The following is a 13,043-nucleotide window of genomic DNA, read 5'->3' as shown; positions in this document are numbered from 1 at the left end:
CAGCGGCTGGCTGTACGGTGCAACAACAATGAACGTGTCGGAACGATTGGACCGTCACGGTTGGGGCGAGCAGCTAGCTGGCCGAGGACCAGACTTTGCGGCCGTTGTCGTCTTCGGATCGGCTGAGGCTCATTTCGAGCTGGTACATGTCCGGGCGATAAAGCACCTCGATGAACTGGATTGGCTGGCCTTTCGCGTCGCGAACGAGGCGGCTGATCTTCAACAGGGGCGACCCCACCGGCAGCTTCAGGGCCTGCGCGACGATCGGGTCTGCGGGCACGGCCGAGATCGTCTGCCTGGCCGAGCTGATCTCGTGCCCGGATTGCTCGATCAGCTGCAGGATCGGGCGGGCGGACAGCTCGCCCTCGCCGAAAGTGCGGCCAATGGCTTCGGGCAGATAGCTGGTGATGTAGGAGAACGGCTCGTCATCGCGGGAACGGCGTCGCTCGGCGCGCTGGACCAGCGCGCCCTCCGGCAGTTCCAGAAGCTCTGCTACCGGGGCGGGGGCGGCGGTGTAGGTCAGCGAAAGCACATCGACTGTAGTTGTCGCGGCGATGTTGACGAGATTTTCCAGTAGTCCCGAGAATCCGTCACCGCCCGCGCGCTCCGGCGCGACATAGGACACGGTCGTGCCCCGGCCGCGGTTGCGCGTGACCAGTCCTTCCTCGGCCAGTTCGTTCATCGCGCGCTTGGCGGTGATCCGCGAGACCGAGAAAGCCGTCGCGATGTCCTCTTCGCTGGGAAGGCGCTCGCCGTTGTTCAGCACGCCTGACAGGATCCGGTGCCGGTAGTGCAGGTAGATCTGGTGGTAGAGCGGCGTCGGGTTGTTCGGGTCCAGCTCGGGCAGGGTGGCGTCGGTCATTGCGCGGCCCTTTCCGGCGGGGCGTAATGCAGCGGCAGTCCGGCGTCGGCCAGAAAGCCGTAGACCGGCGCGTCGGGACGGGCCGCGGTCAACGCCTCGGCCAGGTCCTTGCGGGCCGCGATCAGGGCGGGCAGGTCGATCCCGGTGCTGTGTCCCATCGCCTCGAGCATGTAAACAAGATCCTCGGTCACGATATTGCCGCTGGCGCCGGGTGCAAAGGGGCAGCCGCCCAGCCCGCCGAGAGAGGCGTCGAGCGTGGTGATCCCGCACTCCAGCGCCGCCAGCGCGTTGGCAAGGCCCAGGCCCCGGGTGTTGTGCAGGTGGACGCCGGTGATGTGCCGCGCGCCGATGGCGCTCTGCACCGCGCGCACCCGATCGCGGATCATCTTCGGGTCGGCGTAGCCGGTGGTGTCCGACAAGCCGACCTCGTCGGCCCCGGCCTCCATTAGGCGCTCGGCCAGATCGGTGACTGTGGATTGCGGCACATGGCCTTCTATGGTGCAGCCGAAGGCGGTGGCGATGCCGACCTCGATCGAGGGGCGGACCTCCGTGGGCAGATCGTCGACCAGCGCGCGGATCGCCGCGACCTCGTCGATCATCTGGGCGTGGCTGCGGTTTACGTTGCGTAGCGAGTGGGTTTCGCTGGCGGAAAGCGGGATCGAGAGCTTGTGCGCGCGGGCCTCCACAGCGGCTTGTGCTCCGCGCAGGTTCGGCACCAGAACCGCGACCGCGAGGCCTGGCAGCGTGAGGGCGTGTTTCACCAGCGCGGCTGTGTCCTGCATCTGCGGCAGGCGCTTATAGTTGACGAAGGACCCGACCTCGATCTCGGGGACGCCGGCCGCCGCCTCGGCAGTGATCCAGCGCTTTTTCACCTCGATATCGACAATGAAATCAAGGCTCTGAATGCCGTCACGGGGGCCGACTTCGCTGATCGTGATCACGGGTCTTCCATTTCTCTTTGATCTATTGGTATGTTATTATATCATTTAACCGCGAATGGCAATCGGAGCAGGCATCGCATGGCATATCTGGAGGGCGTCCGCGTCCTGGAATTTTCGCACATGGTGATGGGGCCGACAGTCGGCATGATCCTGGCGGACCTGGGCGCCGAGGTCATCAAGGTCGAGCCGGTGGGTGGTGACAAGACCCGGACCCTGCCGGGGTCCGGCGCGGGCTATTTCGCGATGTACAACCGGAACAAGCGCAGCGTCGTGCTGGACCTGAAATCGCCCGATGGGATGGAAGTCGTGCGGGCGCTGCTGAAGCGCTCCGACGTGATGGTCGAGAACTTTCGGGGCGGGGCGCTGGACAAGCTGGGCCTTGGCTACGAGGACGTGAAGGCGATCAATCCGGGCATCGTCTACCAGTCCTGCAAGGGGTTCCTGTCGGGTCCCTACGAGAACCGCACCGCGCTGGACGAAGTCGCGCAGATGATGGGCGGGCTGGCCTACATGACCGGGCCCAGCGGGCGGCCGTTGCGCGCCGGGGCGAGCGTGATCGATGTCACCGGCGCAATGTTCGGAGTGATCGGCATCCTGTCGGCGCTGCTGGCACGCAAGGACACGGGGCAGGGGGCCGAAGTACGGGCGTCGCTGTTCGAGACGACGGCTTTCCTGGTCGGGCAGCACATCGCGCAGGGGGCCGTCACCGGCACGCCCGCGCCGCCGATGCCCGAGAGGATCTCGGCCTGGGCGGTCTATGACGTGTTCAACACCGCCGACGGGCAGATGTTCGTGGGCGTGGTCAGTGACGGCCAGTGGAAGGCGCTGTGCGGCGCCTTCGGACTGGGTGACTGGGCGCGCGATCGGGAGATGGCCGACAACCGAGGTCGCGTTGCCCGGCGGGACGAGATCATGCCGCGGTTGCGCGGCATTTTCGGCGCGCTGAGCACCGAGGCGCTGAGCGCAAGGCTGGAAGAGATCGGCCTGCCCTTCGCGCCGATCCGCAAGCCCGATGATCTGCTTGAGGACCCGCAGCTTGCTGCCGGGGGCCTGCACGAGATGGAACTGCCCGACGGCAAGCGAGTGCGCCTGCCCGCGCTGCCGTTGGAATTCGACGGCGCCCGCCCCGCACTACGCGCGTCCCCGCCGAAGGTCGGGGCCGACACCGCGGCGATCCTGGCGGAGCTGGGGTTGGGCTGAGATGGGCGAAACGCTCTACCAGAAGATCCGGGCCGCGCACGAGGTGCGGCGGTTCGAGGACGGCTCGTCGCTGATCTACATCGACCGGATCATGCTGCACGAGCGGACGGGATCCATCGCGTTGTCGAACATGATCGACGAGGGGCGCGGGATCATGTCGCCCGAAATGGTGTTCGCGACCATTGACCATATCGTGGACACCCGACCGGGCCGGCCCGGAGGCACGCGGATGCCCGGGGGACAGGTCTTCATTGATGAGATGCGGCGCACCACCGGGCAGCTTGGCCTGCGGTTGTTCGGCACCGATGATGCGCGGCAAGGCATCGTGCATGTCATCGCGCCCGAGCAGGGGATCGCGCTGCCGGGCATCACCATGGTCTGCCCGGACAGTCACACCTGCACGCTGGGCGGGCTGGGCGCGCTGGCCTGGGGGATCGGATCGACCGATTGCGAACATGCGTTAGCGACGCGGACTCTGCGGATCGCGGGGCATCGGCAGATGCGGATCCGGCTCGAAGGCAGGCGCCCCGGCTGGCTGACCGCGAAGGACATCATCATCCACCTGATCGGCCGTTACGGCGCGGGGTTCGGCGCGGGCCATGCGATCGAGTTCGCCGGGCCGGTGATCGAGGCGATGGAGGTCGAGGAGCGGCTGACGCTCTGCAACATGGGGGTTGAGTTCGCGGCGTTCACGGCGCTGGTGGCGCCGGATCGCAAGACGCTGGACTATGCGCGCGGGCGGGCTTTCGCGCCGCGCGCCGAGGATTTGCCCGCGGCAGAGGCACAGTGGTTGGCGCTTGCCAGCGACGCGGATGCGGTGTTCGACCGGGACATCGCGGTGAACGTCTCGCGGATCGCACCCACGGTCAGCTGGGGTACCAGCCCAGAACATGCCACCCCTGTGGACGGGCTGCTACCCGGCGCGCCGGGGCTGGAGGCCGCCTATCGCTACGTCGGGCTGGAACCGGGGACGCCGATCCTTGGTCAGCCGATCGACGGCGCCTTCATCGGATCGTGCACCAACAGCCGATTGAGCGACCTGCGCCGGGCCGCGCATATCTTGCGCGGGCGAAAGGTGCCCGAAGGCGTTCGCGCGGTCTGCGCGCCCGGCTCGACAGAGGTTAAGCGCGCCGCCGAGGCTGAGGGGCTGGACGCCGTGTTCCGCGACGCCGGGTTCGAGTGGCACGAGGCGGGCTGCGCCTTCTGCTTCTATGCGGGCGGCGAAACCTTTCCACCCGGCGCGCGGGTCGTATCGTCGACCAACCGAAATTTCGAAGGGCGGCAGGGGCCGGGTGTGCGCACCCATATCGCCAGCCCCGAAACCGTCGCCTGGAGCGCGGTCAACGGACGGATCAGCGACGTGCGCGAGGTGCTGTCATGAAAGGGTTCACGGCGCATACCGGTGTCGCGCTGCCGCTGATGACGGACAACATGAACACCGATGTCATCATCCCCTCGCGCGAAATGAAGCGCGTCTCGAAGGCGGGGCTGGCGGACGGGCTGTTCGGAAACATCCGCTATGCGGACGGCAAGCGGCAGCCGGATCCGGAGTTCCTTCTGAACCGGGCGGAGTATGCCGATGCCTCGGTGTTGATGCTGGGGCGGAACGCAGGCTGCGGCTCGTCGCGGGAACATGCGGTCTGGGCGTTGGTTGACTACGGCTTCCGTGTGGTGCTGGCCGAGAGTTTCGCGACGATCTTCCACGACAATTGCGTGGCAAACGGCATCCTGCCGGTGGTGTTGCCGCGCGCGGCGCTGGACGGGATCGCGGGTTGGGTCGCGGGTGATCCGCAAGCACGGCGCGTGACCGCGGACCTGAACGCCGGGCGGGTGGAAGCAAACGGGGCGCATGAGTTCGAAATCGCCCCGCTGGCGCGGCGGATGCTGATCGAGGGGCTGTCGCCGATCGACCTGACGCTTGAGGACCGCCCGCTGATCGAGGCCTTCGCCGCAGAGGACCGTGCACGGCGCGGTTGGCTCTACCGCGCGGGGCAGAGCTGAGAGTTCAGCCCGCCGCCGCCGGGAACAACGCCTTGAAGCGCGGCATCCATTCGGCCCCGTCCACCCAGTTCATCAGCGTTCCCTCATTAAGCGGGCGGCCCCGCTGCGGCTCGACGCAGGCCCAGGCGAGGGCGAGGTTGCACGAGATCGGCACCGGGCCGTCGCCGCGTTCCCCGGCGACCAGCGGCAGCAGCGTGGGCATTCCGGTACCCAGCATCGCGATGGCGTCGCAATCGAGCTGTTGCAGCTCCTTCAGTGAGGCAAGCGTTGCCGCACCGGTCATCGCGTAGATCGGGTGGAACTTCTCGGTCACCAGCTTGGGGCCGGTGCAGGCGACGACCTCGTAGCCGAAGCTTTCCCAATAGGGCACGCACTTGGCGTTCAGGGTGTCCGGGTAGGGCGAGAGCAGGGCGATCTTCTTCGCGCCGATCGCGTCGAGCGCCTTCACAGTCGCGGCGGCAGCGGTCCAGCAGGGCATGTCGTGGGCCTGGGAGATCTCTGCCATCAGACGCTGTTCGGTCTCGCGACCGATCAGATAGGACGCGCCGGTGCAGCCGATGCCGATCACGTCGATCGGGGCATTGGCGAACTGCTGGGCGGTGTCGACGAATCGGGTGGTGTAGTCGACGAGCCGCTCCTCAATGGTGCCCTTGTCGCTGGTCAGTCGCGCGTTGATCATCGACCAGTCGTAGGGCAGCAGTGACCAGAATTCCGGCTCGACGGTGGTGTTGGCCTGCGGGGTCAGCATCCCGATGATGCCGCCCTCGCCATAATCCGACTGGCTCATGCGGTTTCCTTCAGCAGTTCGAGCGCCTCGGCGCAGGTGAGGCAGGTGGCGACGGTCGAGAGGTCCGCGATGGCGGTCTGGTGCACGGTCTCCGAGAACGCGCCGCAGCCGTCGCTGAGCACATAGGTGCTAAAGTCGCGCAGGTGCGCGTCTCGCACGGTCGAGGCGACGCCACCGTTGGTGACGATGCCGCAGATGAAAAGCGTGTCGATCCCCGCCTTGCGCAGCACCCATTCGAGGCGGGTCATATAGAAGGCCGAATAGGCGACCTTCTCAATGGTGAAATCCGCCGGTTGCAGCATGTCGACCAACTGGTGCCCCCATTCGCCGGGGGTGAAATCGCCCTTCCCGAGGAACGGGCGCAACGCCTTCAGATGCGGCGAAATCAGCGGCTCACCGCCCTTTCCGGGTACCAGTGTGAACTGGGTGGAGAGGATGGTGCCGCCTGCATCGCGCATTGCCCGCACCACCGGGGCGACCCGTTCGGGCAGCGCGGCGATCTGCGGCGCGCTTTGGCCTGCGCGCCCGTAAGCGCCTGCAGAGTCTAGGAAATCGTTCTGAAGATCGACGATCAGAACGGCGCTTGTCCGGGGGTCTGGAGAGGTGTTGTGCATGGCTCCGATCAAGTGGCTTGACAGCTTCTCAAAAGATATAAGAGTATATCCTTATGTCAATTGCCATTCCCCCAGCCCGGCAAGGAGGCCCCGCATGAGCAAATCCGTCATCATCGTCGGCGCCGGACCCGTTGGGCTGACGCTGGCCTGGCGGCTGCACGGGCAGGGCGTTCCCGTCACCGTGTTCGAAGCCGAACCGGCGGTGCCCGACCAGCTGCGCGCCTCGACCTTCCATCCGCCGACGCTGGACATGCTGGACGACAGCGGCATCACCGCCGAGCTGATCGATGCCGGCAGGATCACTCCGCGTTGGCAGATACGCCAGCACGAAAACCGCGACATGGCGGAATTCGATCTGAGCGTCCTGAAGGACGACACCGCGCATCCCTATCGCCTGCAATGTCGCCAGGCGCGGCTGTGCGAGGCGCTGCTGCGGCGGCTGCCCAGCGACATGGTCCGATTTTCGACCGAGGTCGAGGCTGTGGGGCAAAGCGATAACGGCGCTTGGGTCGAGGCTGGCGGCGCGCGGCATGACGCGGCCTATGTCGTGGGTTGTGACGGCGCGCGCAGCATCGTGCGCGGCGCCATGGGTGTGCATCTGGAAGGGCAGACCTACCCCGAAAGCACCGTGCTGGCGACGACTCACCTGCCGTTCGAGGAATTCATCCCCGGCCTGTCGGGCGTGAACTACATCTGGTTTGCCCGCGGCACCTATTCGCTGCTGCGGCTGCCGGACGTCTGGCGGATTTCGCTGCATCCGACCGAGGGCGAGACGCCCGAGGATGCGCTGACCGACGCCTCGATCCAGGAGAAGACGCGGGCGATCGCACCGCACGCGCCAAAGATCGAAGTGGTCGAGAAGCGGATTTACCGGGTGCACCGGCGGATCGCCGAGAGTTATCGCCGGGGTAGGCTCCTGCTTGCGGGTGACGCTGCGCATCTGAACAGCCCCAAGGGCGGCATGGGCATGAACGGCGGCATCCACGACGCCTTCAACCTGGCCGAGAAGCTGGTCCATGTGCTGGACGGCGGCAACGACGGTCTGTTGGATCTGTATGAGCGGCAGCGCCGCCCGATCGCCGCCGAGGAAATCTTGGCGCAGGCCGACGCCAACCGGGCGCGGATGAACACCGTCGACCCCGAGAAGCGCCGCGCCCACCTGGCCGAACTGCAGGCCATCGCCGCCGATCCCGACCGGACGCGGACCTTCCTGCTGCGCTCGTCGATGATCGCCGGGCTGCGCCGCGCGGCCGAGATCGCATGACCGGGCGCATGCTTGTCCTCGGCGGCGCGGGTGGCATTGGGCGCTGCCTGGTGCGGATGGCCTGTGAGCGGGACTGGCAGGTTTCTGTGGTCGACCTCGATACTTCTCTGGCGCGGCATCCGGTGCCCGACGGCGTCACCGCCTGCGGGTTTGCGCTGGCCGAGAGCGGCGCGCTGGACACGGCATTGGAGGCAGCGGGCGATACGTTCGACGCTTTTGTGAACCTTGCGGGTTATGCCGCGCCCTCGGCGCCGCTGGCCGAGGTGGACGACACCGGCTGGCACGAGGTGATCTCGGGCAATCTTGGCACCGCTTTCCGGGCCGCGCGTGCCGTCGCGCCGCGGCTGCGGAAGGGCGGGGCGATCGTCAACACCGGTTCGGGACTGGGCAGCCATGCGCGCCCCGGCTATGGCGCCTATGCGGTGGCCAAGGCGGGGATCGCGGCGCTGACCCGGCAGTTGGCCGTCGAGATGTCCCCCCACATCCGCGTCAACTGCGTGGCCCCGGCCGCCGTGGACACCGCCTTCCTGACGGGCGGCACCGGCCACGGCGACGAAACCGCCCCGCCCAGACTTGACCGCGAGGCCTATGCCGCCGCCAACCCGATGCGCCGCCTGGCCTTGCCCGAGGATGTTGCTGGCCCGATCCTGTTCCTGACTTCGCCCGATTCCGCGTACATCACCGGCCAGACGTTGCACGTCAACGGTGGCGCCTACATGACCTGAGGACGACCAGACGTGACCTATCAGCACCCCATCACCGCCCCGGAACGCATCGGCGGCCTTGTCGCGGGCTCAGCTTCTACCGGCGGCGGCGCGGACATCCCCGTGTGGTATCCGGCGACCGGTGCGCAGGTCTCGACCCTGACCGAGGACGGCCCCGAGGCGGTGGACCGCGCTGTTGTCGCCGCGCGCCGGGCCTTCGATGCAGGCAGCTGGCCGAAGCTGGGCGCCGAGGCGCGGATGCAGGTGCTGCGCCGCTGTCAGTCGATCATCCTGGAGCATGCCGACGAGTTGGCCCGGCTTGAGTGCCTGAATACAGGCCTGCTGCTGCGCGAGCTTAAGGCGCGGCACATGGTGCGCGCGGCTTACAATTTCGGGTTTTTCGCGGACTACATCGGGCAAGCGACCGGGCAGCGCTATGACCAGGCGGCGGACTACGTGACCACCGTGACCCGCGACCCGGTGGGCGTCGCGGCGCTGATCGCGCCCTGGAACGCGCCGGTCGCCTTGGCCTCGATGAAGATCGCCGCCGCCCTGGCCTTCGGGAACACCTGCGTCGTGAAACCCTCCGAGCAGACCCCGCTGGCGGTCGCCCGGCTGGTGGAGCTGTTGCAGGAGGCGCTGCCCGAAGGGGTGCTGAACCTCGTCAACGGGCGCGGCACCATCACCGGCGCGGCGCTGGTGGCGCACAAGGGCGTGGATCTGGTCAGCTTCACCGGCGGGACCGAGACCGGCCGCGCGATCATGTCTGCCGCCGGTCAGAACCTGGTGCCCTGCACAATGGAACTGGGTGGCAAGTCGGCCAATATCGTCACCGAAAGTGCGGATCTGGACCGGGCACTGGACGGTGCGCTGCTGGGGATCTTCTCGAACAACGGGCAGCAGTGCCTGGCGGGCTCGCGGATCCTGGTGCACCGCTCGATCATGGATGAATTCGTGGCCCGCTTCGTGGAACGGGCCGAGCGCATCCGGGTCGGCGACCCTACCTCCGACGAGACCGAGCTGGGGCCGCTGGCCTCGGCGCCGCACCGGGACCGGGTGCTGGGCTTTGCCGACATCGCCCTGGCCGACGGCGGGTCCGTCCTGACCGGCGCGGCGCGGCGCGAGGATCTGGGCGAGGGATATTTCGTGACACCAACGGCGGTACGGGCCTGCTCGAACGCCGACCGGGTGGCGCAGGACGAGATCTTCGGCCCGTTCGCGACCTTCCTGCCCTTCGACAGCAATGACGAGGCCGTCGCGATGGCCAATGACACCGCCTTTGGGCTGGTGGCCTATGTCTGGTCCGACGACCTGCCTACGGTCATGCAGATGACCGACGGGCTGCGCGCAGGCGTTCTGTGGGTCAACACCCCGATGATGCGCGAGCTGCGCGCGCCCTTCGGCGGCTATGGCGCGTCGGGCGTGGGGCGCGAGGGCGGCGCGGCATGCGAGAATTTCTATACCGAACAGAAGACCATAACGATCCCTCGGCGTCCGGTTCCGCTGCGCGCCCTGGGGCAGAAAAGCTGACGGCGGAACCCCAACAGGAGGCTAGACCAATGAAGATGATACGGACCCTGGCGGCAGCGACTGCCCTTCTTGCCGGAAGCGTCGCGGGCGCGGCAGCGCAGGAGCTGGTGAAGGTCGCGACCTTCGTGCCCGAACAGTCCACCGGCGTCGCGGGCGTCATCAAGCCCTGGATGGAGGCCGTTCAGGCCGACGCGGGCGATGCCGTACGCATGCAGGGCTTCTGGGGCGGCACGCTGGGCAAGAGCCCGGTCAAGCAGTTCGAGCTGGTGCAGAACGGCGTCGCCGACGTGACCTGGGTGCTGCCGTCCTACACCGCCGGGCAATTCCCCGAGATGAGCCTGTTCGAGTTGCCGTTCCTGTTCCAGACCGCCGAGGAAGCCTCGATCGTGGGCTGGAAACTCCACGAGGCGGGGCTGCTGACCGGCTTTGACGGCGTGCACGTGATCGGCATCTTCGCGACCGAGCCGAACGCGCTGTTCATGGAAGAGCCGATCGAGGGTCTCGAGGAGCTGTCGGGCAAGAAGATCCGTTCGGCCGGTGCGATCCAGGCGAAATGGCTGGAAGAGTTCGGCGCGTCGCCGCAGGCGCTCAGTTCGGCCGAGTACAACGAGGCGCTGAACCGGGGCACCATCGATGGGGTGATCCAGGGCTGGACCGGCATGAACACGTTCAAGTCCTTCCCGCTTGTGAACCAGGCGGTCGAGGTGCCCGCAGGCACCATCCCTTTCCTGCTGCTGATGAACGAGGCCAAGTGGAACGGCCTGCCCGCCGAGGTGCAGGAGGCAATGATGACGCATGGCGGTCTGAAGATGGCCGAGACCGGTGCCGGTGCCTACACCGCCGCCGGGCAGAAGGTCGTCGAGGAGCAGAAGACCGAAGGCCGGCTGCAGATCCTGACCCCGGATGCCGACAAGATGGCCGCGCACGAGGAAACCACGCAGGCCGTGCACCAGTGGTGGATCGAGCGGACCGAGAACGGCCAGGCGATCTATGACCAGACGCTGGCCATCCTAGCCGAGCTGCGGGGCGAGAGCTGATGGACCGGAGCGCCTCGCTGCCGGGGGCGGACATGGCGCGTCGGATCGACCGCCTGACCCAGACCGTCGCGCTGACCGGCTTTGCCGGGCTGGTGGTGGTGGCGCTCCTGACCTTCTATGACGGCTCGGCACGCTATATCGGCGTGCCGCGCATCTCGGGCTTCCACGATTATGGCGAGCTGGTCTATCCGATCGTCATCGCCAGCTGCTTCCCGGCGGGCCTGCTGCGCCAGAGCAACGTGACCGTGCGCGTGCTGGGCAAGCTGGTCGGGCCGCGCGGCTCGATGGCGCTGGAGGCCTTTGCCGGCCTGCTGACGCTGGCCTTCTTCGCGGTGCTGGCCTGGCAGTTCGTTGTGCTGACCGCAAACTATGCCGAGGCCGGGCGCACCACCCGCACCGTCGAGATCCTGCTGGCCCCGTGGTGGTGGATCGCGACCGCGATCATGTCGCTGTGCGTTCCGGTTCAGGCCTATGTCACCTGGGCTTGGGCGCGTGCCGCGCTGACCGGCCGACCGCCTGCGCTGGCGGCCCTGAAATCCGGCGACGCCGCCGAAGCTGCTTAAGGTAAAGACGTGACCGATCCATTCCTCGTGGGCTCGCTGGGCCTGCTGGCCATGTTCGCGCTGATCATCCTGCAGGTGCCCGTGGGCGTCGCCATGGGCATCGTCGGCGTCGTCGGCACCGGCCTGATCATCGGCTTCGGCCCGGCGCTGTCGCTTCTGGGGACCGAACCCTCGGCGGCGATGGCCTCCGAAGGTCTGGCTGTGGTCGCGATGTTCCTGCTGATGGGCAACCTTGCCAATGTCGGCGGCCTGTCGTCCGAGCTTTACCGTCTGGCGCATGTCTACCTGGGCCACCGCAAGGGCGGGCTGATCTTCGCGACCATCGGCGCCTGCGCGGGCTTCGGCGCGGTCTGCGGCAGCTCGGTCGCCACGGCGGCCACGATGGTTAAGATCGCCATGCCCGAGATGATCCAGCGCGGCTATTCGCGGTCGCTAGCCGCCGGCTCCATCGCCTCGGGCGGAACGCTGGGCATGATCATCCCGCCGAGCGTGGTGATGATCCTTTACGCGATCCTGACCGAGAACTCGATCATCACCCTGTTCCTGGCCGCGATCATCCCCGGCATCCTGGCGGTGGTGTTCTATTTCATCGCCGTCGCGATCACGGTGCGCCTCTACCCCGAAACCGCCCCCGTCGGCCCGCGCAGCACCTGGGCCGAACGGCGGAAGGTCACCAGGCAGAACTGGGCCGTGCTGCTGCTAGCCGTCGCCGTTTCGGGCGGGATCTACAGCGGCATCTTCACCGTGACCGAGGCCGCATCGGTCGGCGCGACCATCGCGCTGGGGCTCGCCCTGCTGCGCCGCCGCCTGACGGTGGGCAGCTTCCTGTCCTGCCTTGGCGATACCGCCGCGAACACGGGGCTGATCTTCGTCATCATCATCGGGGCGTCGGTGTTCTCGTATTTCGCCACGCTCTCAGGCCTGCCGATGGCCGCTGTAGCCTGGATCGAGGGGCTGGGACTGCCGGACCTGCTGGTAATCTTCTGCCTGCTGGGCTTCTACCTGGTGCTGGGGTCGATCTTCGACACGATCGCCGCGATGGTGCTGACGCTGCCCTTCGTCTATCCGCTGGTCGTCGGCATGGGCTACGATCCTGTCTGGTGGGGCGTGGTCAACGTGGTGGTGATCGAGCTGGGCATGATCACCCCGCCCATCGGCATCAACGTCTTCGTACTGCACGCGATGGCGGACGACCTGCCACTGGGCAAGATCTTTCGCGGCGTAATCCCCTTCATCTTCGCAGACCTCGCGCGACTGATCCTGCTGGTCTTCGTGCCGGGATTGAGCCTCTGGCTGCCCGGCGCACTGGGTTGGCTGTGAGGGTCGCAGTGCCTGTATAGAATGCGCGTGCTCATTGGCCGAGGCTTGGTTAGCCAGAATAGACTTTCTGCCTGCTCATTTCAGGCCGCATCGCACATCTGCTCATGAGGGCCTTCCGGTAGGGCGCACTCCTCATCCGTGAAATTGTGTCTCCACATGAGAGTCGAAGGGCTCTGTCGCGAATTTCGGCCATAGTCGAGAATGCTGTCATATGAGGCCG

General features: G+C 67.0%; 13 protein-coding genes. 9 read left to right on the top strand and 4 right to left on the bottom strand.

All coding sequences use genetic code 11. The features are described from left to right. Nucleotides 1–73 precede the first annotated feature (73 nt). Together ACW9UR_RS16730 and ACW9UR_RS16725 are read right to left on the bottom strand one after the other, a co-directional pair. The gene (locus ACW9UR_RS16730) at nucleotides 74–862 is read right to left on the bottom strand and encodes a GntR family transcriptional regulator (RefSeq protein WP_458918193.1); all 789 of its coding nucleotides are present in this window, start codon (nucleotides 860–862) and stop codon (nucleotides 74–76) included. Next, nucleotides 859–1,803, bottom strand: coding sequence for a hydroxymethylglutaryl-CoA lyase (locus ACW9UR_RS16725; protein ID WP_458918192.1), 945 nt, complete (start codon nucleotides 1,801–1,803; stop codon nucleotides 859–861). The genes ACW9UR_RS16730 and ACW9UR_RS16725 overlap by 4 nt, the downstream gene beginning before the upstream one ends. Before the next feature lie 78 nt (nucleotides 1,804–1,881). Between ACW9UR_RS16725 and ACW9UR_RS16720 the strand changes: the two genes are divergently transcribed. From ACW9UR_RS16720 to leuD, 3 genes are read left to right on the top strand one after another with little or no spacing between them, the layout of a single operon-like run. Beyond that, nucleotides 1,882–3,003, top strand: coding sequence for a CaiB/BaiF CoA transferase family protein (locus ACW9UR_RS16720; RefSeq protein WP_458918191.1), 1,122 nt, complete (start codon nucleotides 1,882–1,884; stop codon nucleotides 3,001–3,003). Nucleotide 3,004: 1 nt separating this feature from the next. Further along, nucleotides 3,005–4,384: a 3-isopropylmalate dehydratase large subunit gene (locus ACW9UR_RS16715; protein WP_458918190.1), complete on the top strand. Its 1,380-nt coding sequence runs from the start codon at nucleotides 3,005–3,007 to the stop codon at nucleotides 4,382–4,384. Beyond that, nucleotides 4,381–5,004 carry a 3-isopropylmalate dehydratase small subunit gene (gene leuD / locus ACW9UR_RS16710; protein ID WP_458918189.1) on the top strand — a complete coding sequence of 208 codons (624 nt, stop codon included), beginning with the start codon at nucleotides 4,381–4,383 and terminating at the stop codon, nucleotides 5,002–5,004. Before ACW9UR_RS16715 ends, leuD begins: the two co-directional genes overlap by 4 nt. Before the next feature lie 4 nt (nucleotides 5,005–5,008). Here the strand turns inward: leuD and ACW9UR_RS16705 are convergent, their stop codons facing one another. Then, on the bottom strand, nucleotides 5,009–5,791 hold the full coding sequence (locus ACW9UR_RS16705; protein WP_458918188.1) for a maleate cis-trans isomerase family protein: 783 nt from the start codon (nucleotides 5,789–5,791) through the stop codon (nucleotides 5,009–5,011). After that, on the bottom strand, nucleotides 5,788–6,405 hold the full coding sequence (locus tag ACW9UR_RS16700) for a cysteine hydrolase family protein (RefSeq protein WP_458918187.1): 618 nt from the start codon (nucleotides 6,403–6,405) through the stop codon (nucleotides 5,788–5,790). The genes ACW9UR_RS16705 and ACW9UR_RS16700 overlap by 4 nt, the downstream gene beginning before the upstream one ends. 94 nt (nucleotides 6,406–6,499) lie before the next feature. Here ACW9UR_RS16700 and ACW9UR_RS16695 point away from each other — a divergent pair, with 94 nt between their 5' ends. The 6 genes from ACW9UR_RS16695 to ACW9UR_RS16670 are packed head-to-tail and all read left to right on the top strand — an operon-like array spanning nucleotide 6,500 to nucleotide 12,823. Then, complete coding sequence (locus tag ACW9UR_RS16695) at nucleotides 6,500–7,669, top strand: FAD-dependent oxidoreductase (RefSeq protein WP_458918186.1); 1,170 nt, start codon at nucleotides 6,500–6,502, stop codon at nucleotides 7,667–7,669. Next, on the top strand, nucleotides 7,666–8,394 hold the full coding sequence (locus tag ACW9UR_RS16690) for an SDR family NAD(P)-dependent oxidoreductase (RefSeq protein WP_458918185.1): 729 nt from the start codon (nucleotides 7,666–7,668) through the stop codon (nucleotides 8,392–8,394). Before ACW9UR_RS16695 ends, ACW9UR_RS16690 begins: the two co-directional genes overlap by 4 nt. Before the next feature lie 12 nt (nucleotides 8,395–8,406). Beyond that, nucleotides 8,407–9,903 (top strand): aldehyde dehydrogenase, encoded by a 1,497-nt coding sequence (locus tag ACW9UR_RS16685; RefSeq protein WP_458918184.1) that lies wholly within the window; start codon nucleotides 8,407–8,409, stop codon nucleotides 9,901–9,903. A gap of 29 nt (nucleotides 9,904–9,932) precedes the next feature. Continuing rightward, nucleotides 9,933–10,940 (top strand): TRAP transporter substrate-binding protein, encoded by a 1,008-nt coding sequence (locus ACW9UR_RS16680; RefSeq protein ID WP_458918183.1) that lies wholly within the window; start codon nucleotides 9,933–9,935, stop codon nucleotides 10,938–10,940. Beyond that, nucleotides 10,940–11,503, top strand: a complete 564-nt coding sequence (locus ACW9UR_RS16675; protein WP_458918182.1) for a TRAP transporter small permease — start codon at nucleotides 10,940–10,942, stop codon at nucleotides 11,501–11,503. Before ACW9UR_RS16680 ends, ACW9UR_RS16675 begins: the two co-directional genes overlap by 1 nt. Nucleotides 11,504–11,512: 9 nt before the next feature. Beyond that, complete coding sequence (locus ACW9UR_RS16670) at nucleotides 11,513–12,823, top strand: TRAP transporter large permease (protein ID WP_458918181.1); 1,311 nt, start codon at nucleotides 11,513–11,515, stop codon at nucleotides 12,821–12,823. Nucleotides 12,824–13,043 lie beyond the last annotated feature (220 nt).

It is taken from the genome of Halovulum sp. GXIMD14794 (assembly GCF_054457455.1).
This window is presented reverse-complemented; position numbering and strand designations above follow the sequence as displayed.

Excerpts from the sequence above, each read along its gene's own strand:
- ACW9UR_RS16715 (WP_458918190.1), top strand. The coding sequence starts at position 3,005 with ATGGGCGAAACGCTCTACCAGAAGATCCGGGCCGCGCACGAGGTGCGG.
- ACW9UR_RS16705 (WP_458918188.1), bottom strand. The coding sequence starts at position 5,791 with ATGAGCCAGTCGGATTATGGCGAGGGCGGCATCATCGGGATGCTGACC.
- ACW9UR_RS16675 (WP_458918182.1), top strand. The coding sequence starts at position 10,940 with ATGGACCGGAGCGCCTCGCTGCCGGGGGCGGACATGGCGCGTCGGATC.
- ACW9UR_RS16730 (WP_458918193.1), bottom strand. The coding sequence starts at position 862 with ATGACCGACGCCACCCTGCCCGAGCTGGACCCGAACAACCCGACGCCG.
- leuD (WP_458918189.1), top strand. The coding sequence starts at position 4,381 with ATGAAAGGGTTCACGGCGCATACCGGTGTCGCGCTGCCGCTGATGACG.
- ACW9UR_RS16695 (WP_458918186.1), top strand. The coding sequence starts at position 6,500 with ATGAGCAAATCCGTCATCATCGTCGGCGCCGGACCCGTTGGGCTGACG.
- ACW9UR_RS16720 (WP_458918191.1), top strand. The coding sequence starts at position 1,882 with ATGGCATATCTGGAGGGCGTCCGCGTCCTGGAATTTTCGCACATGGTG.
- ACW9UR_RS16690 (WP_458918185.1), top strand. The coding sequence starts at position 7,666 with ATGACCGGGCGCATGCTTGTCCTCGGCGGCGCGGGTGGCATTGGGCGC.
- ACW9UR_RS16700 (WP_458918187.1), bottom strand. The coding sequence starts at position 6,405 with ATGCACAACACCTCTCCAGACCCCCGGACAAGCGCCGTTCTGATCGTC.
- ACW9UR_RS16680 (WP_458918183.1), top strand. The coding sequence starts at position 9,933 with ATGAAGATGATACGGACCCTGGCGGCAGCGACTGCCCTTCTTGCCGGA.